Genomic DNA, 25,809 nt, shown 5'->3' with positions numbered 1-25,809 from the left:
TTCATCCAGTTATTTTTTTATAAAAAACTAGAAACTTCATTTTTATTATAAAATGGACTATAAGTTTGATGTTTTGAATTATAGTTTCTGTTACTTTTTTGTAGATAGATGTAATTTTATTTTTCAAAACTAAAACTAAATAATTCAATAAAAATGGAAAAAAACATTACTAATTATTTCACAAAAAATATTCACAATAAAAGGAAAATATTTTTATTTGGTTTCTTTTTATTTACTATGATAGGCTCCATACAAGCCCAGTTTGTACATCCAGGAATTCATCATAAGAAGTCAGATTTAGAACGTGCCAAATATGCCATTAAAGCAGGCCTTGAGCCTTGGTCAAGTTCTTTTGCTAGATTACAAGCAGATCCGCCTTCTAGTTATGATTATGTTGTACAAGGAAATTCAAGCCTTACCGAAATAAGTAGAGAGCCAGCAATAAATAAGGGCGTTTACGAGTCGGATATGATTGCGGCCTATCAAAATGCTTTGATGTATTGGTATACAGACGACCAACGTCATGCTGATAAAGCCATTGAAATACTAAATACATGGAGTAATTTAACAAGAGTTGGTGGTACGCCTCTAAACGTAGGTCTGTATATAGCTCCTTTGGTTAACGCTGCCGAGTTAATTAAGCATAGTAATGCAGGATGGGATCAAGCAGATATGCAAAAATTCAGTGATATGTTGGTTTACCCTGGTTATTCCAATACCACCATTCCTCAAACAGATATTGATGCTGGTAACCACACTTTTTACTGGGGGGTTTATAATGGTGATCCTAGTCGAGCAGGAAACCAAGAGTTAGCGGCTTTTAAAGGCATGATAGCAATTGGAATTTTCTTAGATAATGAAATTATCTACGACCGAGCAGTACGTTATGTAAGTGGACAAACCCATAGAACGGATGATTTTCCTTATGAATCAGGACCTAAAACATCAACGACCATAATTTCAGAAAACGATTATAGAATTAACTATAATTGGACACAGCAATTTACGACGCCTGATTATGGTTATGATGGGGTAATTACCAACTACATATACGAAAATGGGCAGAGTCAAGAGAGTGCACGCGATCAAGTTCACGCCTTATATGGTGTTTCGCTAACTGCCCAAATTGCTGAAATAGCTTGGAATCAAGGGGATGATTTATACAGTCTTGCTGATAACCGTATTTTATTAGGGTTAGAATATGGTGCAAGATATAATTTGTCTTATTTACAAACTTACCCAGACCAATCAACGCCTTGGGAACCTGTTAATCCAGATGATTTTTACCAAAGGTATAGCAGAACTGCTCGTACGTTCAATAAACAAATTTGTCCATTTTATGATACCGATAATACTAGACTCAGTAGGGGAGAAAATATAGGTCGTCCATATTGGGAACAACCTTTGCAGCATTATAAATACCGTATGAATTTAGATGCCTCGGAATATGTTTGGACGCAAAGAACAAGAGATTATAATATTACCACTACAGGAGCGTATGAAGTTGAATCTGATAGTCCTACAGATTCTCCAGGCTGGGGAGCATTAAATTATGGAAGAGTTGAAGGTTGTCCTGGAGATCCCATAAATGGTTTTGATAGTAATAGCGTGCCAATCTATGAGATGAACGTCGTGCCTATGAAAATTGAAGTAGAAAACTTTGACTATTTTGTAACAGATGGACAAGACAAAACATATCATGATGTTTCTTCAAATAATCAAGGAGGCGTCTATAGAACAGATGAAAGTGTAGATGTAAAAGTGTGTTCAGAAGGTGGATATTGCATCACAAACATAGAAGATCAGGAATGGTTAAACTATACCGTAAATGTCCCTGCAAATGGAACCTATGATATTTCTATTAGATATGCATCAGCAAATGGGAATGGAAATATTAAATTTAACATGGGAGGTGTAGACGTTACCGCAGATGTAACTGTTCCTTTCGGTTCGCCAAATTCAACAGGATTAACCGATTGGAAAGATTTTACGGTTGCAACTAATGTAACTTTAACAAAAGGCGTACAAGCTTTAAAAGTGATGTTTAGTGGTGCTAGTAATTCATTTGAGCTTAACAATATTTCCTTAAATATTAACACCCTAGCTTGTGTAAGTCCTGTAACAACCATTACTAATTTTAGAGAAGCAGTTAATTATAAATATTATGAAGGTGTATGGACTGCGCTTCCAGATTTTGCTTTGGAAACACCTATAAAAACAGGAGAGATTTCAGCAATAAATTTAACAGAAGCTACAAGTTCCAATAATTATGGATTTGTGTTTGAAGGTTATATACATGCCCCAACAGCTGGTAATTACACATTTTACACCAATTCTGATGATGGTTCGAGGATAACAATAGATGGACTTACTATTCTTGATAACGATGGGTTAAAAACCAATGCACAAGAAGAAAGTGTAACTATCTGTTTAGATGAAGGATATTATGAATTAAAAGTGGAATACTTTACAGCATCTAGTGCTATTAGCCTATTGGAAGTCATGTATGAAGGCCCTGGTATTGCTAAAACCACATTGCCAATGTATTTACAAAAACCATTGGAGCCTGGTGAATTTGAATTTCTTTTTGAAACAGTTGGAGATACAGAGGGCTGGAGTAATGGTAGTGTGGCAGATGGAGTTTTTACCTTCACTTATGGAAGTTCCACAAAAAGGTTTGATCTTATTGACCCGCCTTCATCAGTGAGTCTTAATAAAGCAAATTTTCCATATTTAGCGATACAGTTTACTGCAACACCATCGGTAAGACGGTATATGTTCCTTGAGACCACAAGCTCTGGGGGTACTAAAGTTGGTGCTTGGTACAAAAACAAAGCGAATCCAGAACCAGATCCAGACTTGGATCCTGTCAATGTGTTTTATTATAATATGGCTGGTGCAAATTTTACGACAACTGAGTTAGAGGATGGACAAATAAATCGTTTGCTATTTAATTGTTCTGATGATACAGGAGCAACCACGGTAGGTGTGGCATGGATTAAAACATTTGCCTCCGTTCAAGCAATAAAAGACTATGCTGCTGCTCATCCTTTGAGTGTAGATGCTCTAAAACATGATGTAGTAACCATATATCCAAATCCAGTAAAAGGTAGCTTTACAATAACCAAAAGTTTAGGTGCAGATGTTGAAATTTATAACGTTGTGGGGAAATTATTAGCTAAAACCAAAATTGAAAATAATGAGCAACAAATAGATATTAGCAATTTTGTTAGTGGTATTTATTTTGTTCGCATAAAGAATAATGGTATTATAACAACTAAGAAAATAATTAAAGAATAAGTTTAGTGTTGGTTTTTATACTGCAAAATAAGATTTTATTTGAATGGTTTTAGATGATGTATCATATCCAGAACTACTCTAGAAATTTAAAAAAATTATAATTAAAACCCATCGTCTCAAAACGATGGGTTTTTATTTTTCATTCAAAATGTTAGTTGCAAAAAAAGAATAGAATTACAAATGAATACTTTTTGTCACACTCCATAAATCCTTGCTTTTTTATGGGTTTTGGGCTATAATATTGATGGATTGGATTATAAGTTGGAAGCTCTTAGTCTATTAATTTTTAACATTGTGTAATATAAAATAAGGCTAAATATTTAGTCATTATAAAGTTGAAAAACTTTACATAAAATTAATTATTAACCATTAAACTATTTTATTATGAAAAAAATTACACAAGTATCAATGTTATTTGTAGCATTGTTTTTTATGAATGTCAACTTAAATGCTCAATCTGCAGATTTTGAGTTTTTATTTGATACAGATGGAGACACAGAAGGTTTTATAGGGGGTACAGTTGCCCAAGGGGCATTAAAATTTGATTATGGAAGTAATGTTAAAAGGTTCGATTATGCTCCTACTACTGGCACTTCACCTCTTCGTCTTGATAAAACTAATTTTCCATATTTGGCGATGCAGCTATCAGCTGTACCAAATACAAGGCATTATGTGTTTATTGATGTTGATGGTATTGGCCAAGGTTGGTATCTAGACAAAGGAAACCCTATTACAGATCCAGATTTGATTGCACAAAATATAATTTTCTATGATATGGCTGGCGAAAACTTCGATTTAGATAATAACAATGCCACTCCTTTGGTCGGATTAGATGATTCTGGGGCAAAAGTAATAGATCGTTTATTGTTTAATTTTTATGATGATTCAGGAGTAACATCTGTATATGTAGGTTGGATTAAAACATTTGCTTCAGTTCAAGCTATAAAAGATTACGCTGCGGCTAATCCATTTACATTAGGTGTTAATGATGTTGCAAATAAATCATTAACCAAAGTCATCAGCGGAGAAAACAAAATTGATATCGTAAAATGTGAGTTAAACGCAAAAGTACAAGTGTTCGATCTTTTAGGTAAACAAGTACATAGTTCGGTTGCTAAATCTACCAATCTTTCAATTCCTTTTTTTAATAAAGGTATTTATGTGGTGAAAATATCAGGAGAAGCATCAGTACTTACCAAAAAAATCATACTTAATTAAAACAAGTCAACTAGACAAGATCTTAATAAATATGCTCATGGGTTTTATAATTCATGGGCATGTTTAAAATACTATAAATACATTATGAAATTTTTTAGGAAAACTATATATACATTATTTATTTCGCTGGTGTTCACTGGTTGTTTTTCAATAAAAAAAGACGAATCAACTATAAATGTGGATAAAGTGCTGGATTTAAGTGTAATTAAAACTAAGGAAACTTTAAAACAATTGAAAGATTTTGATAGTTTTCCAAGAAATATACCTACTGGAGAAAAAGAGTGGGAGTGTGTTGGCGTAACAGATTGGTGTAGTGGTTTTTGGCCTGGAGTTTTATGGTATGCGTATGAGTATTCAGGTGATGAAACCATAAAAAAAGCAGCAGAAAAATTCACTTTACCTATTAAACAAATAGGCTACACACCTGCATTAGATCATGATATAGGTTTTCAGGTTTATTGTAGCTATGGTAATGCGTATAGACTTACAGGGAATGAGGAATATAAACAGGTGCTGTTAGCAGCAGCAGATACTTTAGCAACGCTTTATAATCCAGTGGTTGGTTCAATTCACTCATGGCCAATGAAACCTCAATATCCACATAATACCATTATAGATAATATGATGAATTTAGAATTACTTTTTTGGGCAGCTAAAAATGGAGGAGAAAAGCGTTTATATGATATTGCAGAAAGTCATGCAGAGGTTACCATGAAAAACTTAGTACGACCCGATTACACCACCTTTCATTTAGGTTCTTTTGATACTAAAACAGGAGCGTTTATAAAAGGGGTAGCCCATCAAGGTTATGCCGATAATTCTATGTGGGCACGTGGACAAACCTGGGGCATTTATGGATTTTCTTTTGCTTATAGAGAAACCAAAAGAGAAGATTTTTTAAATACAGCCATCCATCTTGCCGATAAGTATTTAGAGCGCTTACCAGAAGATGGTATCCCTTACTGGGATTTTGACGACCCTCGAATACCAAACGCACCAAAAGATGCATCGGCAGCGGCAGTAGCTGCATGCGGTATGCTGGAATTAGCTGGTTTGGTAAAAGACGATGAGTTGAAAGATAAATACTATCGTGCTGCTAAACGATTTATAAATATGTTATCAACCGATGCTTATTTAAGCAATGAAAATAACCAAGCATTACTACTGCACTCAACAGGACACCACCCTAAAAATTCAGAAATCGATGTGCCAATTATTTATGCTGATTATTATTATCTGGAGGCTTTATTAAGGCTAAAAAAATGGAAAGCCTAATTTAAAATTCAAACGACTAAAACTAAACACTAAATATTAAAACTATATATTATGAGAACTAATAAATTATTTACTTGGCTAAGTGCCTTCGTGTTAATTGTTGTCGTCACTTTAGGGTGCGAAGATAAACTAGAAGATAGTACATATTTTACCTCAAATGATATGACGATTATCCAAACATTGGAATCAAATCCAGAAACGTTTTCGTCATATATTGAAATTCTTAAAAAAGCTGAGTTTTATAATGCTTTTAAAAGTTATGGAAAATACACTTGTTTTGTACCAACAAACGAAGCTGTAAAAGCTTATATAAAAGAAAAATTTAATGCTGAATCGGTAAATGAGATTACGAATCCAGAAGATATTGAATTTTTAAAAATACTAGTAAAATTTCATACGATACCTACCTCTAGAGGGACCAGTAGTTTTATAGAAGGAAGACTTCCAGATACAACTTACACGGGCGATTTTATTACCACATCATTTTTAAAAGGGGGTGGTATATCCAATTTGGAAATTAACCGACAAGTTGGATTGGAACAATATGATATAAGTGCTGCTAATGGGCTTATACATACCTTAAATGGTGTTTTAGATCCCTATGTAGATCCGGTGCCTGTTGCAATGGATAAAGCAGGGAAGCATACCATTTTTGTTGAGGCCCTCAAACAAACGGGCTACTATGAGAAGTTTTCAGCTATTTATAACGAGTTCGGTTCAAAAAACAACTTTACCATTCTAGCGGAATCGGATGAAGTTTACGCTCAAGAGGGTATAAATTCTTTTCAAGATTTGGTAAACAGGTTATCTCCCAATGATAGTAATTTTTCCAATCTACAAAATGATTTGAACAGGTACGTGGCCTATCATGCCACACTTAGTTTTTTATATTCTAGGAATTTTCCAGATGATGCGTTTGTAAAAACCATTTTGGAAAGAAATGCATGGAAATCGTTAAAAACAGATAAAGAACTTAAATTAAACGAAACAGAAACTGGGGTGAATGATACTTGGACTTCATTGATAATGGATAATAGTAATTTCCCTGCCAAGAATGGTGTTTACCATACAGTAAATAAGTTATTTACAATATTCACACCAAGACCCAAATACATCATCTTCGATCCTATTACCTCCCAACCCGAATATCAATCAGGATTGGTAAAAAGCGGTAAATACTACCCAAGTACAGCTTATACGGGTATAAGATGGTATCCTGAGGCGAATTTAAGGTTTTTAAAAAGTTCAAAAAACCCATCACACGACTACGTTACGTTTAGCATGGCTAGCCTTCAATATTATGAATTTGATACACCAGTTTTGCCTAAAGGTAAATATGAAGTAACGGTATGTGGCAACGGAGGCAATTCTGCTAGAGGTGTTTATCAAGTGTATTGGGATGGTGAACCTTTAGGAGCCGTTTGGGATGCGAGAAAAAAAGCAAATAGTGTTGGCTATCCTGACGAATCAATTATGGAGGCAAATGGTTGGAGACCCGGGTTGAAAGAGCTAGTGAATAAAGATGGTATTTCTGCATATGAGAGTCAAACTTTTATTAGGTGTATTTTAACTAAAGAGTTGCTTCTTTCTGAACAAAAAAGTCATGTACTTAGGGTAACAGCAATAAAGCAAGGAGCTATTGGTTTAGATTATTTTGAATTTACCCCTATTCAATAATATTAACTCTTAAAAAGTAATAGAAATATATGGCAAAGTAAGTTTCATTCGCTTAAAAGTAGCATCTCACCTTGTGAAGGAGAAAGGAAGGTGAGGTAATTACAAAAATAATTTAAGCATTTTTAGTACTTTATTTTATTCTCCATTGATAAAAAAATAAAAATTATTTTAACCCGAATTAAATTCAAAACTCTTAATTATTATGAAAAATAATAAACTTACTACTTGGATTGGAGGGCTTGCACTAATTATGCTTGGCATGATTGGATGCGATGACAAACTCGATGGAAGCACATTTTTTACTTCAGGCGATTTGACAATTATCCAAACACTAGAGTCAAAACCAGAAACATTTTCGCTATATGTTGAAATTCTTAAAAAAGCAGAATTTTATAATGCTTTTAAAAGTTATGGAAAATATACCTGTTTTGTACCAACAAATGAGGCTGTTAAAGCTTATATAAAAGAAAAGTTTAATGTTGAATCGGTAAGTGAAATTACCAATCAAGAAGATATTGAATTTTTAAAAATATTAGTAAAGTTTAACACAATTCCAACGACTAGAACCACAAGTAGTTTTGTAGAAGGAAGACTTCCTGATACAACTTACACGGGCGATTTCATTACCACCTCTTTTTTAAAAGGTGGTGGGATTTCTAATGTAGAAATTAACCGTACGGTAGGATTGGAGCAGTATGATATAAGTGCCAGTAACGGTATTATACATGCAACAAATGGAGTGTTAGATCCTTATATAGACCCAGTTCCGGTTGTAATGGATAAGGCAGGAAAACATACTATTTTTGTTGAGGCCCTCAAACAAACGGGTTATTATGAGAAGTTTTCGGCTATTTACAATGAGTTTGGTTCAAAAAATAACTTTACTATTTTAGCGGAATCGGATGAGGTTTATGCTCAAGAAGGTATCAATACTTTTCAAGATTTGGTAGAAAGTTTTTCTCCAGTTGATACAGATTTTACCAATACCCAAAATGGACTTAATAGATATGTGGCTTATCATGCAACACTTAGTTTTTTGTACTCTAGGAATTTTCCAGATGATGCATTTGTAAGTACAGTTTTAGAAAGGAATACGTGGAAATCGTTTAAAACAGATAAAGAACTCAAATTAAACGAAACGGAGACTGGTGAAATTGAAACTTGGACATCCTTGATAATTAACGAAAGTAATTACCCTTCCAAAAATGGAGTTTACCATACGGTAAACAAGTTATTTACAATATTTACGCCAAGACCAAAATATGTGATTTTCGATCCTATAACATCACAACCCGAATATCAATCTGGATTGGTTAAGGCTAATACATACTATCCAAGTACAGCTTATACGGGTATAAGATGGTACCCTGAGGCCAATTTAAGGTTTTTACGTAGTACAGCGAATCCATCTCATGACTATATAACATTTAGTATGGCAAGCCTTCAATGGTACGAATTTGATACACCTGTGTTGCCTAAAGGGAAATATGAAGTAACAGTATGTGGAAACGGAGGTAATTCTGCCAGAGGGGTTTATCAAATTTATTGGGACGGAGACCCCATAGGTTCTGTATGGGATGCGAGGAAAAAGGCCAACGATGTTGGTTATCCTGACGAAGCAGTTATGGAAGCAAATGGCTGGCGGCCTGGGTTGAAAGAACTTGTAAGTAGTGCAGGTGTTTCAGCCTATGATAGTCAAACTTTTATTAGGTGTATTATAACTAAAGAGTTGCTTCTTCCTGAACAAAAGAGTCACGTGCTTAGAGTTGCATCGATACAAGCTGGAGCCATTGGTTTAGACTATTTTGAATTTACTCCAATTGAATAATAATTTTAATTTTACAAAAACTTTAATGTTGAGAAAAAAGCTTACATGTTTAATTATAACTATGACTTTTTTTATGTCGTGTAAAGGAAGTAGTGAAATAATTGAAGTTAGTACATTACAAGAACTTTCAAAATATTTAAACCAAGATAATGTAACCGTTAAATTAGCACCTGGTGAATATCATATAACAAATACAGATTTGAGCCATAATGTTATTTTAAAAAAATACACTAATGGAAAACCAGAAACAGATTACCCAATTTCAGCTTTGTTGTATTTTTCAGGTAACAACAGTAAATATATTTTAAACAATGTCATTATACATTTAGATACCAAATTGCATAAGGCGTTTGGTAAAAATCATATTTTCGAAGTTTTTGTGAGTGGAAACAACAATACTATTGAAGGACTTGAGGTTAAGGATATGGGGCATGAACATCCAATTCGCGGAGCTATTATGATGCATGTTATGGGCGACGGTAACACTATTTCAAATGTAAAACTTCACATTCAAGGCTCGTATCCATACGGTTACGGGCACTTGCTTGGTAAAGGTGCCAACCCCATTGTTACGCCCCAAAAGCATTCCTCACTTTTAGTATCGGGAAAAGATACAAAATTGTTAGGTTGCACTGTTATTACTAGGGGTTTTGGTCATGGTATTGTTATGCAAGGTGCTGTTAATACCTTTATTAAAGATTGTTATGTTGAAGGAGAAATGCGCTCAACCGATGCGATGTTGGCAGAAACTTCAGGACCCGCTTTTGAAACAGGTTTTTCTAGTGACTACCCTCCAGGAAAAATACTTCCTAATGAGATTAAAGCACTTTCAGAAGATGGTGTTAGATCTTATCCATACGGATCGTTAGTAGGTAGAAAAACAGAAAATATCACGGTTATTAACACGACCATAAAAAATATGCGTTCTGGCATCGATTTAAATGCACATATAGGTAAAACAGAAATAGAAAACTGCACCGTTATAGGCTGTCAAGAAAAAGGCTATTCCGTAGCAAGTAATGCCGTTGTGAAAAATTCCAGAGGCGATGCACAATATGGCCCCTTGTTAAGTTTTCCTGGTAATAATGTGAAAAATTGTCAAGTAGAATTAGAACTGATGCCTAGTGTTGGTGATTATCCTGTGAAACGTTTGGCAGAAATAAATGGTTCAGGACATACCATAATCATTAAAAATTATGATAATAAAAAAAGAACAAAAGTAAGTCCAATAGTATTTGGAGAATCTTTTTGGTCCGATGTTCATAGGTATAGAAATCCTAATTCCGATCCAAAACAATTTTCAGGGGCAAATAATATTACTTTAAACAATCAAACGGGTATGCCTATAATTTTTAAGGAACTATCAGAAAATAACAAAGTGGTTTCCAATGGCGAATTATTAGAAGATTTAGGAAAAAACAATATGTTTGAAAAAAATAAAATAGATTAATGAAAAAATTTTACATCGTAATTATGGCTTTTTTTTGTGGCTTAGCAGTCTTTGCACAACAAACCAACGACATAGCATCTAGTCATTTTTCAACCATAAATTGGGTTATCCTCATAGTTTTTTTATTAGGAACTACAGTCATTGGCGAATTAGTTAAAAACAAAGATAAAGGCTTGGATGCTTTTTTTAAAGGCGGAAATAATTTGCCTTGGTGGGCAGTTTCTTTGTCTTTAATAGCCACAAAAACCAGTGTCGCTACGTTTATAGCAGTACCGGCATTTGTTTTTTCCATGAATGGAAACTTGACCTATTTACAAATGACCATAGGTTTTGCATTGGGTAATGTATTGTTTGTTTATGTGCTGCTGAAGGAGTATTACGAAGAAGGTATTTTTAGTCCCTATGATTTTATTCAAAATAGATTAGGTATAAAAACCAGCCAATTATCCCGAACCTTTTTCATGATTGGTGCCACCATGAGCCAAGGGGTGCGCTTATTGGGTACCGCTTTGGTGCTTAGTGTCATCACAGGGCAAAGTACTATGGTGTGCATTGGTATTATTGCATTGTTTGCCATTGTTTGGTCGTATATTGGTGGTATTACCACCGTAGTTTGGACCGATGCCATACAGTTCATCATTTTTATAGCAGGTGCTTTTTTCGCATTGTATTATGCTATTAGCGATATTCCGGGCGGTTTTGGACAAATGATGGCCATAGCCGATGATAAAGCAAAATTGGTTTTATTGGATTTATCTTTAGACCCCCATAAAACCTACACCTTATGGGTAGGTGTTTTAGGTTGTACTTTTTTCGAATTTGGCTCTAATGCCGTAGATCAAGTGGTGACACAGCGTGCCTTATGTTGTAAAAATTTAAAAGAGGCACGAAAAGCGGTTGCTTTTTCGGTGGTTGGTGTTGCCACCACTTGGATTATGGCCTTTGTAGGCATCGGTTTAGTGGCTTATTATGATATCAATCCGTTATCGGATTTAGTAAATAGTTCCATTGCTTCCGAGCCCGATAGAATTTTTCCTTACTATGTGGTAAACGAATTGCCAAATGGTATTTCAGGTTTAATTATAGCCGCTATGTTTGCAGCGGGCATCTCAACATTAGACTCCGCATTAACCGCACTTTCTCAAACCAGTGTTATGGGTGTAGGAACGCTTGTGTTTCCTAAATTAAAGACCATGGACGAAAACAAGGTGGTTACCATATCGAAAATCGCTATCGTGGTTTGGGGCGTTGTTTTGGCTTTATTGGCTTATGGATTTAGCTTTTTTCAAGATGGAGGTCTATTAGCATTAGGATTTAAGGTTCCTGGCTATGCTTACGGTGTCTTAATAGGAATCGCATTTTTAGCATTGATGCGTAAAGGAGAATTCACAGGTATATTAATGGGGGCATTTATAGCCATTTTGGTCATTGCATGGATGCATTATGATGGTATAAGTTTCTTTTGGTGGTTCCCAGTAGGTGCTTTAGTGGTTATCATAATTGCCTTGCTACATTCAAAAGTAAATAGTGAAAAGAACATAGTAAAGGTTTAAATAAAATAGAGAAAAATAAATACATGAACCTTCCATAACGAGACTGAGTTATCCATATGGAAATGACTAAAAGGAAGTGCCATGTGACCAATAAAAAAAATAAGAAAGATACATGAAAACATTCAAAACAACATTGATAGAAGGGTATGACGTTATAGTAGTTGGAGGTGGCGTTTCCGGTAGTCATGCAGCCATTGCAGCAGCAAAAACCGGAGCAAGAACATTACTAATTGAACAATTTGGTTTTTTAGGAGGCTCTTTAACCGCTATGGGAGTTGGACCTATGATGACTTTCCATAACAAAGCAGGAAGACAATTAGTGTTTGGATCACCAAATGAAATGGTCAGCAGGTTAGTGGCAAAGGGGGCAAGTCCTGGACATATTTTAGACGGTACAGGCTATTGTTCTACAGTAACACCTTTTGATGCTGAAATGTTGAAAGTAACGTTAGAAGATATGGTTATCGAAGCAGGAGCAGAGATTTTATATCATACCCGTTTAATTGATATTTCAAAAGAAGACAATAAGATCAAATCGATATTTGTCCATAATCGTGGAGGAATTCAAGAAATACCAGCAAAAGTATTTGTAGATGCTAGTGGTGATAGTGAAATAGTAAAACTCTCAGGTGTTCCCTTTACCGAAGGGCGTCCTGAAGATAACAAATCGCAACCCATGACCACCAATATTAAAGTGGGCAATGTCAATACTGAAAAGCTTCGCGAATACATGATTAACAACTGGGATCAGTTTGATGCCGAAGAAAGATCTGCTGATAAAGCTGAAATATTAAAAAAAACCAAACGTATTTCAACATGGGGCTTTTACGATTTATGGAACAAGGCCAAAGCTAATGGAGAAGTGACGGTGCCTAGAGATAATGTGTTGTTTTTTGAAACCAATACCGAAGGTGAATTTATTTTCAATACGTCCCGTGTACTTGGTTTCAATCCCATGAACCCATTCGATTTAAGTAAAGCCGAAACCATGGGTCGCAAACAATGTGTTGAAATTTTTAATTTCCTTAGAAAATATGCTCCAGGTTTTGAAAATGCCACTTTTGTAAGTACGGCACCGCATATTGGTATTCGAGAATCGAGACATCCACATGCCAAATACGTGTTAACTTCTGAGGATTTGGTAAACGAAGTTCGATTTAAAAATCCCATTGCAGTTGGAGGTTATCCATTGGATATCCATTCACCTGATGGTGGTACTACAGATACGGTGCATTTAAAAGACGATGGTGCTTATTATATTCCTACCGATTCACTTTTGGTGAATGAAGTGGCTAACTTGGTACTTTCAGGTCGGGCCATTGGTGCAGACCATTATGCCAGTGCAGGGTTGCGTGTAACGCCTATTGCCATGGCCATTGGTCAAGGAGCAGGAACGCTTGCGGCATTGTCGGTTATAAATAATGTGAATCCAAACGACCTTGAGTATGTTAAATTAGAAGAAAAGTTATTAGAGCATGGTGCATATTTAGGATCAAAATAAAAAAAGCGTTAAAAAGATGATATTTATAAAGCCTTAATTTCAGATGATGCAAAAACTAATTTTAATACTAGTTTTATTAATCTTTTCATGTAAACCACAGCTTAAAAATAATGAAAAGGAGGCACTGGATAATCAGCCCAAAACCAAACCTAATATTATACTGATATTCACAGATGATCAAGGTTATGGAGATCTTGGTTGTTATGGGTCACCAAATATAGAAACACCCAATATCGATCGTATGGCTGCCGAGGGCATGCGGTTAACAAGCTTTTATGCAGCTGCAGTTTGCGGTCCTTCTCGAGCACAACTGATGACAGGTAGTTACCATGCAAGAGTAAGTCATTCTTTTAACGAGTTGCCTGAATCTAATTTTGGACTTAATCCAAATGAAATTACACTTGCAGAAGTACTTAAGGGTGCGGGTTATCGTACGATGCATATTGGCAAATGGCATTTGGGAGATGCGCCTGAGTTCTTACCAACACAACAAGGATTCGACCGATTTTTCGGGTTTCCATATTCTCATGATATGTGGCCGTATCACTGTAATACCGCTTTAAAGAATCTAGAAGACACCGATTTGATGCAACAAATACTGGATCGTAAGGAGGAAGTGGGATATACCGTTGGAGGATCTTGGAGTTTTCCTCCGTTACCACTCATGAATAATGAAAAAGTAATAGAGTTAAACCCGAATCAAGAGCAAATGACAATACGATATACGGAGAAAGCACTCGAATTTATCGAAGACAATTCCAAAGAACCTTTCTTTCTTTATCTAGCTCATACGATGCCTCATACGCATCTATTTGTTAGTGAAAAATTCAAAGGAAAATCAGATAGAGGTTTGTATGGAGATGCCATTATGGAGGTAGATTGGAGTACTGGAGAAATATTAAAAAAATTAAAGGATTTGGGTATAGATCAGAATACACTTGTGATTTTCTCTTCAGACAATGGACCCACACCTAAATATGGTTCCGATGGTGGTTCCGCAGGGCCATTGAGAGGTGCCAAAGGCAGCATGTATGAGGGAGGTATGCGTGTCCCGGGTATTTTTAGATGGCCAGGAACGATTCCTTCAGGAATAAGAAGTAATGCTATGGCAAGCACTATCGACCTTTTGCCTACGTTTGCTTACTTAGCAGATACTCAAATCCCAAATGACCGTGTGATTGATGGAAAAAACTTAGTGCCTTTACTTAAGGAAGAAAATAAAAACAGTCCACATAAATTTCTTCATTATTTTGGAGGTAGCGGATCTCAAAAACCATCAAATTATCAGGCTATCCGAAATGACAAATGGAAATTGTTTGTGAAACGTAACATTTCAGGTGAATTTATTCCTGTAGAATTGTATAATCTTGGAACTGATCCTTCTGAAAAGTATGATAAGTTAAGCCAATACCCAGAAATAGCCAATGATATGCTTAAAGAGGCTGAACATTTTTACATGGAACTGGAAGAAAACAGAAGACCCATTGGGGAAAGTAAAAACAAATCAGTCAGTAAATAATATTGAATAGTAACCCTAAATGAAGAATATTAAAATTAGTAAGTTAAAGAGTTATACGATTTTGATTGTAATGATTCTATTGACTTCAGTTACGCAATTATATGCGGAAGAAAACTCTATATTACCGCAGACTTCTAAATCAAAATACCCAAGCACCACTATTTCAAATGAAGAAGTGAGTATAGACGTGTTTTTACCAGATGCAAAAAAAGGTTTTTACCGCTCTACCACTTACGATTGGTCGGGAATCATTGGGAAAGTTAAATACAAAAATCATGACTATTTCAATCCATGGAAAGATACTCATAACCCTATGGATCCTCTAGATGTGTTTGGTATTGCAGAATCTTCAAATGAAATAGCTTTAAGTAACCAAGTAGATACTTTTATTCGTCTGGGAGTAGGCATTATTCAAAAAATAAAGAATTCAAATTCTCATGTTTATAAGATTTTGGATCATGGAACATGGAAGGTAAGTCAAGGTAAAGATTGGATTACTTTTAAGCATACCATTAAAAGTGATTTTGGCTATGCATATGAATATGAAAAAACCATACAACTTAAGGGTAAAGGTTTTCATATTAAACATACATTGAAGAATATTGGTGAAAAAGAAATCAATTTTGATCAGTACCAACACCATTTTTTTATGATTGATAACCCGACTGATTTTTCTTCATTGCGAATTAAATACCCTTTTAAACTTTCCTCAACTAGCGATACTAAAGAAATGGTTGACGTTAATGGTAATAGCGTAAGGTTGTTGGAAGAATTGAAATCAGGAAATAGTATTTTTATTGATTTAGAAGGCTATAAAAATGCTGCTGATTACAATAAATTTAATATTGAGAATGAGAAAACTGGAGCTGGAATGATGATGGCGATTGATCAACCCATAGTAGGCGCTAAGCTTCAATTGAACAATAAAACATGGTGCCCTGAACATAAAATTCAATTATCAATTCCATCAAATGAAGAAAAAACATGGACCTCAAAATATTTTGTATACGAAAACAGTAAATTAAACAACGCTGTTGATCTTGCTTATTCGAAAGTGGAAATTGAACCAGAGGTTTATGCCATAATGAAAGAAAAATGGGGAGATAAATTTCAGCACGTCACCTATCCGCAGCAATTTTTAATCAATGTGGTTGAGGTAAACCCTGGAGAGTCCATTCAATCCGCAATGGATAAAGTTAGTGAATCTGGTGGAGGTGTTGTGTTGTTAAAAAAGGGAATACACTACTTAAACACCACACTGGTGCCAAAAAGCAAAGTGATGTTGGCAGGAGAAAGACGTTCGGAAACGATTGTAATGCAAGGACCCGAATTGACTAACTCAGGCATTAATCTAGAACCTACGCCACAAGTCACGGATTTTATTATGAGAGATTTCATTCTTCAAGGCACTAGAAGTGAAGAAAGAGTTAATGGTATTCGTACTTCTGGTAAAAATGGGATGCGACATAATAGATTTATGCTCCAAAATGTAACCGTTAGAGATTGGTCTGCACAGGGAGTTCACATGAAACGCACCGATAATATTGTGATGGATAATTGCGATTTTCAATACAATGGTTCCGGAGGGAGTTTGTTTCATAATGTATATTTCCTATACAATAAAAATATTTTACAATCAGATTGTAATATGTCCAATCCTATTTTAGGAAAAGGAAACAAATATACCTCTTGCGAATTTGTATTGGCTCAGCGATGTGAAATTCGCAATGCTAATGACAATGGTGTTCAAGCAGATCATGAAGAAGCAGAGTATATATTTTTTCACAAATACAATATTTCTGAATGTAAGAATGCAGCTTTGTGGTTTCCTTGTGAGAATTATTACGATAAGTGGAATTATACAGAAGATCCTAAATATGCACCTCAAAATATCATCATCAATAAATGTGAAATAGTGAACAATGGCTATGGTGCTTTGTGGCGAAAAGTTGGAGGCGTTTATATTATCGACAGTAAATTCAACAATAAGGAATTAGATTTGGTTTTGTACAAATGCGGTGTAACCAAAGAAAATAGTAAGTTTTTAAAAGGAAATATAGATTATGAAAGTATTGATGATTGGCCGCAAGATGTAAGTACACTTTGGTAATTTTAATAAATAAATAAGATGATAATTAAAAGATTTTTTTGTACGATAGTAGTTTCATTTATGATTTTTTCTTGTAAAAATCAAAAGGAGATTATTTTGAAATCGCCGGATGGTGTAAATATATTAACGCTTTTTCCTCAATCTAAAGAAACGGATAAAGGACAAATTACGTATGCTGTACAATATCAGGATAAGCAGGTGATTTTGCCTTCAGTGGTAGATCTTCAGTCAAAAGATATTGATTTTTCAACGCCTTTTTCAATTACCAAAGTTGAAGAGTCATCCGTTAAAAACGAGTGGACTACCCATCTAGGAGAGCGTAGCACAATTCCTGACAATTATAATGAAGTAAAAATTTATTTAGAAAGTTCAACAGCAAAACTCAATCTAATCTGTCGCGCTTATAATGAAGGGGTTGCTTTTTCTTATGAAGTTCCAAAACAAAGTGGTTTAGAAACGCTACAAATAGAAGATGAAGTAATTACATATAATTTTCAGGATGATTATAGTGTGTGGGCCACTCCAGAACGGGAACTTGGTGTTACAACTTCAAAAAGTATATATACAAAAACACCTATAAGCGAACTGAAACCTGGGTGCGAACGCCCACTTTTGATAGATTGTGGCGATTATAAAGTGGCTTTAGCAGAAGCGCGTTTGGTTGATTATTCTAGAATGAGTTTTGAATACAATCCAGAACATCAATTTAGTATACAGTCCAGATTAGAGGTGAAATTAGAAAGTTTAGAGCAAGATGTAATCAAAGGGAACATAGTTGGTAAGCTTTCTGATAAAAGTAAAGTAGAAATGACATTACCATTTCAATCGCCTTGGCGAGTCGTGATGATGGCAGAAAATGAAGGAACACTCTTAGAACATAATTATTTAATTGCTAACTTAAATCCTCCAAGTGAAATAGAAGACCAATCTTGGATTACACCCGGGAAAGCATTGCGTGAAGCAACGTTAACGACTGAAGGAGGCATGGCAGCGATTGATTTTTTGGCGAGTCATAACATGCAGTATGTTCATTTTGATGCGGGGTGGTATGGCAATGAGATGAGTGATAACTCCGATGCTACGACAGTTACCTTAGATCCTAAACGTTCTAAAGGACCATTTGATTTGGAAGCCGTTTGTAAATATGCAAAGGAAAAAGACATTAAGGTGATGTTGTATGTAAATCGTCGTGCCTTAGAAAAACAATTAGATGAATTGTTGCCCCTTTTTAAAGCCTGGGGCGTTTCAGGAATTAAATTTGGATTTGTTAGAATAGGAACACAAGATGCTACAGCATGGCTTCACGAAGCGATTGAAAAATGTGCTAAGTACCAAATGGTTGTAGATGTCCATGATCATTACCGACCTACAGGGTTTTCACGCACCTATCCTAATTTACTAACGCAAGAGGGTGTTATGGGAGACGAGCATTCCACAACCAATGAACAAACACTTACAACTATGTTTACGCGTATGCTAGCAGGAGCTGTTGATAATACGGTGTGCTACTATAATTCAAGAGTAGAAAAAATGGGCTCTCATGCTTCTCAAATGGCAAAAACAGTCTGTTTGTTTAGTCCAATTCAGTTTTTGTATTGGTATGATAGAGTTCCGTCTTCTCCAGTGAAAGATGATGCGCTTTGGGGAGATACCAGAACCATTGGTAACGAACCTGAATTGGAATTTTTTGATGCAGTACCCACAACTTGGGATGAAACAAAAGTTTTAAAAGCTGAGGTAGGTAAAATTGCTGTACTTGCTCGTAGAAAAGGTAACGACTGGTTTGTAGGAGGAATAAATGGCGAACAGCCCACATCGTTACCAATCGATTTTTCCTTTCTGGATTCCGGTAAAAATTATAAATTGAAGATTTATACAGATGATCCTGAAATAAAAACACGAACTCAGGTTAGAATTGACGAGATGAAGATTAATAACCAGTCTAATTACCAAGCTATCCTGAAGTCAAACAATGGCTTTGTGATGATGATTACACCTGAATAAAACACTATAAATTAATTATGAAAAATATAAACTTAGCAATTGTAATCTTGATTTTCAGCATAAATTCTTATGCAATAGATACCACTGTAAATGCTATTTTAAGCAGTAATCAGCAATCTAAAGCGGCTAAGGCAAATGAAACGGTTACATACTCTTTTGAAATTAAAAATGTTACAAATGAGGAGCAACATTTTAAGATTCATATTAAAAATCCTCGCACTTTAGCCTGTAAAGTGACTTTGTTGGATTCTGTGGTTTCCATAAAAGGAAATCAGATTTACAAAGGTAAATTTTTGATGCAGATAAGTGATAGAATTCCAGTCGGCGGGCAAGAATCTAGTTTTTTAATTGTAGAAAACAAAGCCAATAAACAAGTTGAAAATTTGGAATTTATTACAGTACGTTATAAACCGCACCCGTTTCTTTTTGTTACGGATACCATATTGGAAGAAGCCAAAGAAAAAGCTAAAAATGCTGCATGGGCAAAGCAAAATTTGGAAAGCCTTGTAGCATTTGCTAATACATACAAAGTGCCGGAAAGAAAGATTGTAGACCTTCCAAGAAACACCCTTAGATGGAAAAGTTTAGCTTATAATGCCGCAGATTCCGAAAAGGCTTTTAAAGTGCTTTTGGCCTATAAACTTACCGAAAATAAGGCGTATTTAGATAAGGTGGTTCAGCTCGTAAAAGAAGTTACAGATCCAGAAAAAGGATACCTTTCTATTGGAGCAGCCACTACAGGAGTTCAAGTTCACGAAGGGAATTTCTTTATGTATTTAGCAGCTGTTTGCGATATTTTATACGGTGAAGATATTTTGTCTGAAAAAGAGCGACTGAATATTGAAAATACCATGCATTATTATTTAGAACAAGATCGTTCGCACATGAGCCCCATAGGAATCATGAATCATCAGGCGGGTGCAAATATCGGCTCTGTTGTGACTTCGCTTTTTTTACAAGATATTTCAACCTTAAATCATTTTGTTGAAAGTGATGGTGGGTTATTCGATCAAATGGCCAAAGGAATTATGCCAGATGGTTGGTGGTTTGAAGGAACTCCAGGCTATTGTTATTTAGTAACTGAAAGGTTTAGTTTAGTAGCTCAGGCTTTTGAAAACTATGGATGGGATTTGTATGATAGACGACTGCCTGCGCGCTATAAAAGTAAAGATTTTGAGAATGCTAAAGAAGGGTTTACCGGAATGAAATTTGACATTTGGGGACCTACGGGTTCAACTACGCGCGGTTTAAAGGAAATGGTCTTGGCTTATATTCCTATGATGGACGAGCATGCCAATTTAATACCAAATAACGATGGGACTTTAGCTAAACCTGCCGATTTTTATGAATTGGCTTACCGGCATTACAAAAAAGATGAATTAGCCTGGGTGCTGAGTCATTCAGAACGTGATAGTTGGTTAGCCTTATTGTATGGTGTGGTTGAATTACCAACGGTTAAAGATCCACGCTCAGAATCTGAATATGTTTCTAATGTTGGCTTAGTGGCATTACGTTCTCAACTAAATAGCGAAAATCCCGAAGATCAAATTCAAGCGTATTTCAAATTTGGCACGCATGGTGGATGGCACGGACATTTGGATAGAACAGGTATGACGGCCTTGAACAGATATGGTCACAAGTATTTTGGAACAGAAATGGTTTGGTTTGGTTATGGGCATGCTGGCTACAAAGAATGTGTGCAAGCATCTGCAACGCATAATATGGTTGTGGTAGATGGTTTACAACAGGAGGCCGTACCTTCAGAACAAATTTTATTTCATAAAGGAGAGTTAATGCAGGCCTCGGTAGTGCAAACAAATGCTAGGTGGAGGATGATACCTATATTCAATCGAGATGTATTTCCTCCTTGGAATGATTTTGATTACGATGCTGATTTCGAACCTGTTTTACAAAGAAGATTATCAGTGGTAACAGGTGATTACGTTGTGATAGCCGATTACATGAAAGCACCCCAAACACATACCTACGATTGGATGTTACACCCTGTAGGGTTTAAGTCGATTGAAGGCGCAAAAATCAAAGGCGCTTTGATGCCAAAATTGAGCGAAGATTCAAATTCTCAATACAAGTACTTTACAAATGCCCAATGGTATCAATCTAAAAATGGAACAAAAGCGATGTTTCAAGAAGATGAGATGAAGTTAGATGTGCACACCGTTTGGCCAAAAAAGGCAGAAGTGCTTACCGCAACTTACCCAAATGGAGGTAATCAAAGAGATATCAGGAATAACCCGAATCGTGCCACTTACGGCGTGAGGTTAAAGGGAAAAGAAGCTCAGTTTTTAAATGTTTTAGAGCCTTATAAAGATAAATCTTCGATTATTAAAATAGAATCTAACAGCTTAAATGAACTTACTGTATTTTTAAACGACGGAAGGAAACAAATCATTTCCATTAAAAATATCAAACAAGACGATATACAAGTCACTATTAAAGAATATATCAATAATAAGTTAGTAAATTCAGAAGAGGCTACAATAAATTAATAAGTAGGAATGATAAGATTAAATAAAAAAACAATCAGTTTAATAGTGTTGGCCATGGCTGTGTTTTCAGCAAAAGCCAAAGAAATTTCACGTGATACTATTTTTATAAATTCAGTAGAAAAATTAGCCCAATATGCTGCAAAAAGTAATGTGTTGGTTAAAATGAAACCAGGAGAATACACTATTAAATCTATCAAAATTGGAAAGCTTAGTACATTTAAACGTGATGAAACCAGCAAAAAAACGGATGATTTCAGAATTGGTTCTTTAATTCATTTTTCAGGAAATAATAGTCAATATTTTTTATCGGGAGTGACTTTAAATATTGATTCCAAACTTCATAAAAACTATGCAAAAAGTGAATTTAGTGAGTTTCTGGTAAGTGGCAACAACAACTACATTGAAGGCTTAAAAGCGAAAGATGTAGGCAATGAGGTCCCTGCAAATCGTATACAAATGGTACGTGTTATGGGAGATGATAACACCATTAAAAATGCTGATTTATATGTGCATGGTTCAACCCCATATGGTTATGGCCATTTGTTAGGTAAAGGTGGCGGAGCGTTGGTGCCTTTACACAAACATTCCGTGTTATTGGTTGAAGGAACGAACACCAAACTCTTGGGGTGTAAGGTAGTTACCCATGCCTATGGTCATGGATTAGTTATGCAAGGCGCGGTTAATACACTTTTAGAAGATTGTTATGTTGAAGGAAAAATGAGAGCAACCAACGAGATGCTTGCCGAAACTTCAGGTTTGGCTTTTGATGTGGGTTTTAAAAGCGATTATCCACCGGGTAAAATTCAACCTAACGAAATAAAATCATTGTCCGAAGATGGTATTAGAACCTATCCTGCGGGAGGTTTAAACGGACGGAGAACCAAAGGCGTAACAGTTATTAATTGTACCGTGAAAAACATGCGCTCTGGTTTCGATTTAAGTGCCAATTTACCGCCAACTAAAGTAGTAGGTTCTACAGCTATTGGTTGTCAGGAAAAAGGGTTTTCCGTAGGAACAGATGCTATTATTGAGAATTCTAAAGGAGATGCTCTATATGGGCCACTGATTACTTTTGTTGGAAATGATGTAAAAAACTGTAACGTAGATTTAGAATTAGTGGATACAATTAGTGAATACAATGTACCACGTTTGGCTGAGATTAATGGTTCGGGGCATCATATTACCATCCGTAATTATAAAAATAAGAAACGCAGTATCGAATCTCCCATAGTTTTTGGTGAATCGTTTTGGGATGATGTACATCGCTATAGAAACCCTAATGCTCCTCATGGCACTTATGCGGGAGCAGAAAATATTAAACTTTTCAACTACACAAGAATGCCAGTTGAATTAAACGATTTGGCAATTAATTGTACCATAACCAATTCAGAAGTAAAGAATAAAGTGGTTAATGCTGGTATTGGTGGAAACAATACTTATGACTTATTAAAGCGAGTAGATAAAGATGTTTTAGAAAATAAACCAGATGTAGTGATTATGATGGTAGGAACCAACGATATGTTAAATACTACTAAGCTGATAGATTATAAAACTTACACAACTAATTTAGAAATATTAATTAAAAAAATTAAATCTAGTGGAAGTGAGTTGGTTTTGATGAGTCCCATTCCTGCAGATAGTGTTTACTTATTTACAAGACATAAAAAAATCTTGTTTTCAGAAACACCAAATAAAAAAATAGATGAGATTGGTAAAATTGTGAAAACTCTTGCTACAGAAAATAAAGTCCATTTTTACGATTTGAATGCCGAATTTAAAGCGCTAAACTTACCTATACACAATGAAGATATATTAATAAGAAATGAAAAGAATAGTGGTAAAAAAGACGGTGTACATCCAACAGCATTAGGATACCGTTTTATTGCTCAAAATGTGTATCACTTTTTAAAAGAACATGAACTATTAAAACCAAATCAAAACATTATTTGTTTTGGAGATTCTATCACCCGAGGTGGTGGAGAAGGTGCAAACTATCCAGCTTATCTTAATGAGCTAATTGAATGGTAAAGATGTCTTTTATAAATATTTTGTTGATGATAAAAGAAATTTCATAGCTATTAATCAATAAAATTTGTGTCATTATTTTATTTTAAAAAAGAAACAAAAATGCATTAAAGTATAGTATTACTTCCAATGCGTTTGTATTTTTATATGTCTGAAAAAATCTAAATATTGAATGACACTGATCAACAAGAGGAGGTAACTGCACTGGCACTATCGCTGGTCAATATAAAATGAGGCATAATATTAAAAATAGTTGGTAAAAATCTTAGAAAGGTACATAGACACAAGGCTAGGCGAAAGTTTTATGAAACATGTTTCATAAAGACGCATTCATAATATTCCAAAACCCTTATAAATATGAGGGTTTTATTGTAAATTAAGGTAATGAAAAACCCCGAAATCAGCTATACAGAGCCAAAAACGGGGTTTTCTTTTTACCTTGAATATGAATTTACAAAGAATTAGTGAGTTTCAGCATGGGGCGGATGATTAGAACCATTAAAAGCGGGTAATTTTGACCAGATCATTTGCGGCTTTAAACTAATACAATACAATGAGTTATTGATAATTTAACTATGCTCACTTTTTTCCGCTGAGGGTGGTATTGTCTTGCCGTTTTTTGCACTATTTTAAAAATTTCATTATTTAATTTGGAAGCCAAATAATATTGGTTTTTGAGATATGTTTATTAATCAAAACGATTCCGTAGCAAACATAGCACACCCACTTCTTCCTTTGAAAGGCTTTTAGTATTCTTTAAAAGTTTATTAACCTCTTTTTCAAAATATTGAATAGTACGTCCTTCAAGGTATTCATCAATAATGCGCGGATCTATATAGGAAGTTTTAGCAACAGCAGGTGTGTTTCCCAATTTTTCCGAAACTTTTACTATAGCCGCTTTAATGTTCTCGTCAAGTAATTTTTGGTCTTGCTTATTAACCATACCTAATTCATCTAAAGCAATCGCAGCAATCATGGTTCCTGCCCAGGTTCTAAAATCTTTAGCCGAAAATTCTTCTCCCATAACTTCACGAATATAAGCATTGAGGTCATCACTTTTAACATCGATAATGTTATCGTTATCGTCTAAATATTTGAATACTTCATAACCTGGCATAGCGTCAATATCTTGAACAATCTTTGCCAATTTTTTATTCACAATGTGTTTTTCTTGTTCTTGATTCGATTTGCCGTTATATTTAAATATGATTTCATTTCCATCAATGGTAAGGTGCTTGCGACGTATAGTTGTTAATCCATAAGTTGAATTTTCTTTTGAATAACTTTCACTTCCTGGCCTAAAAAATGCAGATTCTAGTAACCTGAGCATGGTAGCCATAACTTTGTTGCGATTTAATTTTCGCTTTCTTAAATGTTGCCCGGTTACACGTCGCATATGTTCTAATTGATCTGCAAAATCAATAATACGATCAAATTTTTTTGAATTTTGTTTTTCAATATAATTTGGATGGTAAATGTATTGTTTACGGTTTTTATCATCCCTACCAGTTACCAATAAATTAGCTTTCCGGTTTTCTTGAATTTCTACATCTGTCCAGGCTGGAGGAATAATAAGCGATTCTATCCATTTGCGAGTACCCAAATCTTTTACAGTCTTTCCCTCGTTATTTCTGTAGGTAAAACCTTTTCCGTGTTTCTTTCTGTAATACATAACTAAATTATTTACAATATAAATTCCCTACATATTCTTATAATTTTTAACATTTGCGAATCGTTTGTTAAGATTTAAAATTCATTCTTTTCGGTGTTTAAAGCAGATTACTTTCAACACGGTAATTAATCGTTTAAACTTTATTTAGATAATACTTTGAAAGTTTAATT

At 34.9% G+C, this 25,809-nt stretch carries 14 protein-coding genes; 13 read left to right on the top strand and 1 reads right to left on the bottom strand.

From position 1 onward, the window contains the following. Window positions 1–153 precede the first annotated feature (153 nt). From EV196_RS05730 to EV196_RS05670, 13 genes are all read left to right on the top strand, one after another. Entirely contained in the window at window positions 154–3,300 is a 3,147-nt protein-coding gene (locus tag EV196_RS05730) for a carbohydrate-binding protein (RefSeq protein ID WP_132215980.1), read from the top strand. Between the two features lie 384 nt (window positions 3,301–3,684). After that, on the top strand, window positions 3,685–4,518 hold the full coding sequence (locus EV196_RS05725) for a T9SS type A sorting domain-containing protein (protein ID WP_132215977.1): 834 nt from the start codon (window positions 3,685–3,687) through the stop codon (window positions 4,516–4,518). 84 nt (window positions 4,519–4,602) lie between these two features. After that, on the top strand, window positions 4,603–5,793 hold the full coding sequence (locus EV196_RS05720) for a glycoside hydrolase family 88 protein (protein ID WP_132215963.1): 1,191 nt from the start codon (window positions 4,603–4,605) through the stop codon (window positions 5,791–5,793). A 51-nt stretch (window positions 5,794–5,844) separates the two neighbouring features. After that, the gene (locus tag EV196_RS05715) at window positions 5,845–7,470 is read left to right on the top strand and encodes a fasciclin domain-containing protein (RefSeq protein WP_132215960.1); all 1,626 of its coding nucleotides are present in this window, start codon (window positions 5,845–5,847) and stop codon (window positions 7,468–7,470) included. Between the two features lie 202 nt (window positions 7,471–7,672). After that, window positions 7,673–9,298, top strand: a complete 1,626-nt coding sequence (locus tag EV196_RS05710) for a fasciclin domain-containing protein (protein WP_132215957.1) — start codon at window positions 7,673–7,675, stop codon at window positions 9,296–9,298. 73 nt (window positions 9,299–9,371) lie between these two features. Continuing rightward, on the top strand, window positions 9,372–10,748 hold the full coding sequence (locus EV196_RS05705; protein WP_132215954.1) for a hypothetical protein: 1,377 nt from the start codon (window positions 9,372–9,374) through the stop codon (window positions 10,746–10,748). Continuing rightward, entirely contained in the window at window positions 10,748–12,301 is a 1,554-nt protein-coding gene (locus EV196_RS05700) for a sodium:solute symporter family transporter (RefSeq protein ID WP_132215951.1), read from the top strand. Before EV196_RS05705 ends, EV196_RS05700 begins: the two co-directional genes overlap by 1 nt. A 112-nt stretch (window positions 12,302–12,413) precedes the next feature. Further along, window positions 12,414–13,802 (top strand): FAD-dependent oxidoreductase, encoded by a 1,389-nt coding sequence (locus tag EV196_RS05695; RefSeq protein WP_207902815.1) that lies wholly within the window; start codon window positions 12,414–12,416, stop codon window positions 13,800–13,802. A gap of 43 nt (window positions 13,803–13,845) precedes the next feature. Continuing rightward, the gene (locus tag EV196_RS05690) at window positions 13,846–15,321 is read left to right on the top strand and encodes a sulfatase family protein (protein WP_207902814.1); all 1,476 of its coding nucleotides are present in this window, start codon (window positions 13,846–13,848) and stop codon (window positions 15,319–15,321) included. 19 nt (window positions 15,322–15,340) lie between these two features. Beyond that, entirely contained in the window at window positions 15,341–17,431 is a 2,091-nt protein-coding gene (locus tag EV196_RS05685; RefSeq protein WP_132215948.1) for a right-handed parallel beta-helix repeat-containing protein, read from the top strand. A gap of 96 nt (window positions 17,432–17,527) precedes the next feature. After that, window positions 17,528–19,435 (top strand): glycoside hydrolase family 97 protein, encoded by a 1,908-nt coding sequence (locus EV196_RS05680; RefSeq protein ID WP_165876108.1) that lies wholly within the window; start codon window positions 17,528–17,530, stop codon window positions 19,433–19,435. A gap of 17 nt (window positions 19,436–19,452) precedes the next feature. Beyond that, complete coding sequence (locus EV196_RS05675) at window positions 19,453–21,942, top strand: heparinase II/III family protein (protein ID WP_132215942.1); 2,490 nt, start codon at window positions 19,453–19,455, stop codon at window positions 21,940–21,942. Between the two features lie 9 nt (window positions 21,943–21,951). Beyond that, the gene (locus EV196_RS05670; protein ID WP_132215939.1) at window positions 21,952–23,970 is read left to right on the top strand and encodes an SGNH/GDSL hydrolase family protein; all 2,019 of its coding nucleotides are present in this window, start codon (window positions 21,952–21,954) and stop codon (window positions 23,968–23,970) included. Window positions 23,971–24,655: 685 nt separating this feature from the next. Here the strand turns inward: EV196_RS05670 and EV196_RS05665 are convergent. Next, window positions 24,656–25,639 (bottom strand): DNA topoisomerase IB, encoded by a 984-nt coding sequence (locus EV196_RS05665; RefSeq protein WP_132215936.1) that lies wholly within the window; start codon window positions 25,637–25,639, stop codon window positions 24,656–24,658. Between the last annotated feature and the right edge of the window lie 170 nt (window positions 25,640–25,809).

It is taken from the genome of Mariniflexile fucanivorans (genome assembly GCF_004341235.1).
In the GTDB taxonomy this organism is placed as follows: Bacteria; Bacteroidota; Bacteroidia; order Flavobacteriales; family Flavobacteriaceae; genus Mariniflexile; species Mariniflexile fucanivorans.
The sequence above is the reverse complement of the archived record's forward strand: the minus strand, read 5'-3'. Positions and strand labels throughout refer to the sequence as shown.

Excerpts from the sequence above, each read along its gene's own strand:
- EV196_RS05730 (WP_132215980.1), top strand. The coding sequence starts at position 154 with ATGGAAAAAAACATTACTAATTATTTCACAAAAAATATTCACAATAAA.
- EV196_RS05670 (WP_132215939.1), top strand. The coding sequence starts at position 21,952 with ATGATAAGATTAAATAAAAAAACAATCAGTTTAATAGTGTTGGCCATG.
- EV196_RS05715 (WP_132215960.1), top strand. The coding sequence starts at position 5,845 with ATGAGAACTAATAAATTATTTACTTGGCTAAGTGCCTTCGTGTTAATT.
- EV196_RS05700 (WP_132215951.1), top strand. The coding sequence starts at position 10,748 with ATGAAAAAATTTTACATCGTAATTATGGCTTTTTTTTGTGGCTTAGCA.
- EV196_RS05720 (WP_132215963.1), top strand. The coding sequence starts at position 4,603 with ATGAAATTTTTTAGGAAAACTATATATACATTATTTATTTCGCTGGTG.
- EV196_RS05665 (WP_132215936.1), bottom strand. The coding sequence starts at position 25,639 with ATGTATTACAGAAAGAAACACGGAAAAGGTTTTACCTACAGAAATAAC.
- EV196_RS05690 (WP_207902814.1), top strand. The coding sequence starts at position 13,846 with ATGATGCAAAAACTAATTTTAATACTAGTTTTATTAATCTTTTCATGT.
- EV196_RS05685 (WP_132215948.1), top strand. The coding sequence starts at position 15,341 with ATGAAGAATATTAAAATTAGTAAGTTAAAGAGTTATACGATTTTGATT.
- EV196_RS05725 (WP_132215977.1), top strand. The coding sequence starts at position 3,685 with ATGAAAAAAATTACACAAGTATCAATGTTATTTGTAGCATTGTTTTTT.
- EV196_RS05695 (WP_207902815.1), top strand. The coding sequence starts at position 12,414 with ATGAAAACATTCAAAACAACATTGATAGAAGGGTATGACGTTATAGTA.
- EV196_RS05710 (WP_132215957.1), top strand. The coding sequence starts at position 7,673 with ATGAAAAATAATAAACTTACTACTTGGATTGGAGGGCTTGCACTAATT.
- EV196_RS05705 (WP_132215954.1), top strand. The coding sequence starts at position 9,372 with ATGTCGTGTAAAGGAAGTAGTGAAATAATTGAAGTTAGTACATTACAA.
- EV196_RS05675 (WP_132215942.1), top strand. The coding sequence starts at position 19,453 with ATGAAAAATATAAACTTAGCAATTGTAATCTTGATTTTCAGCATAAAT.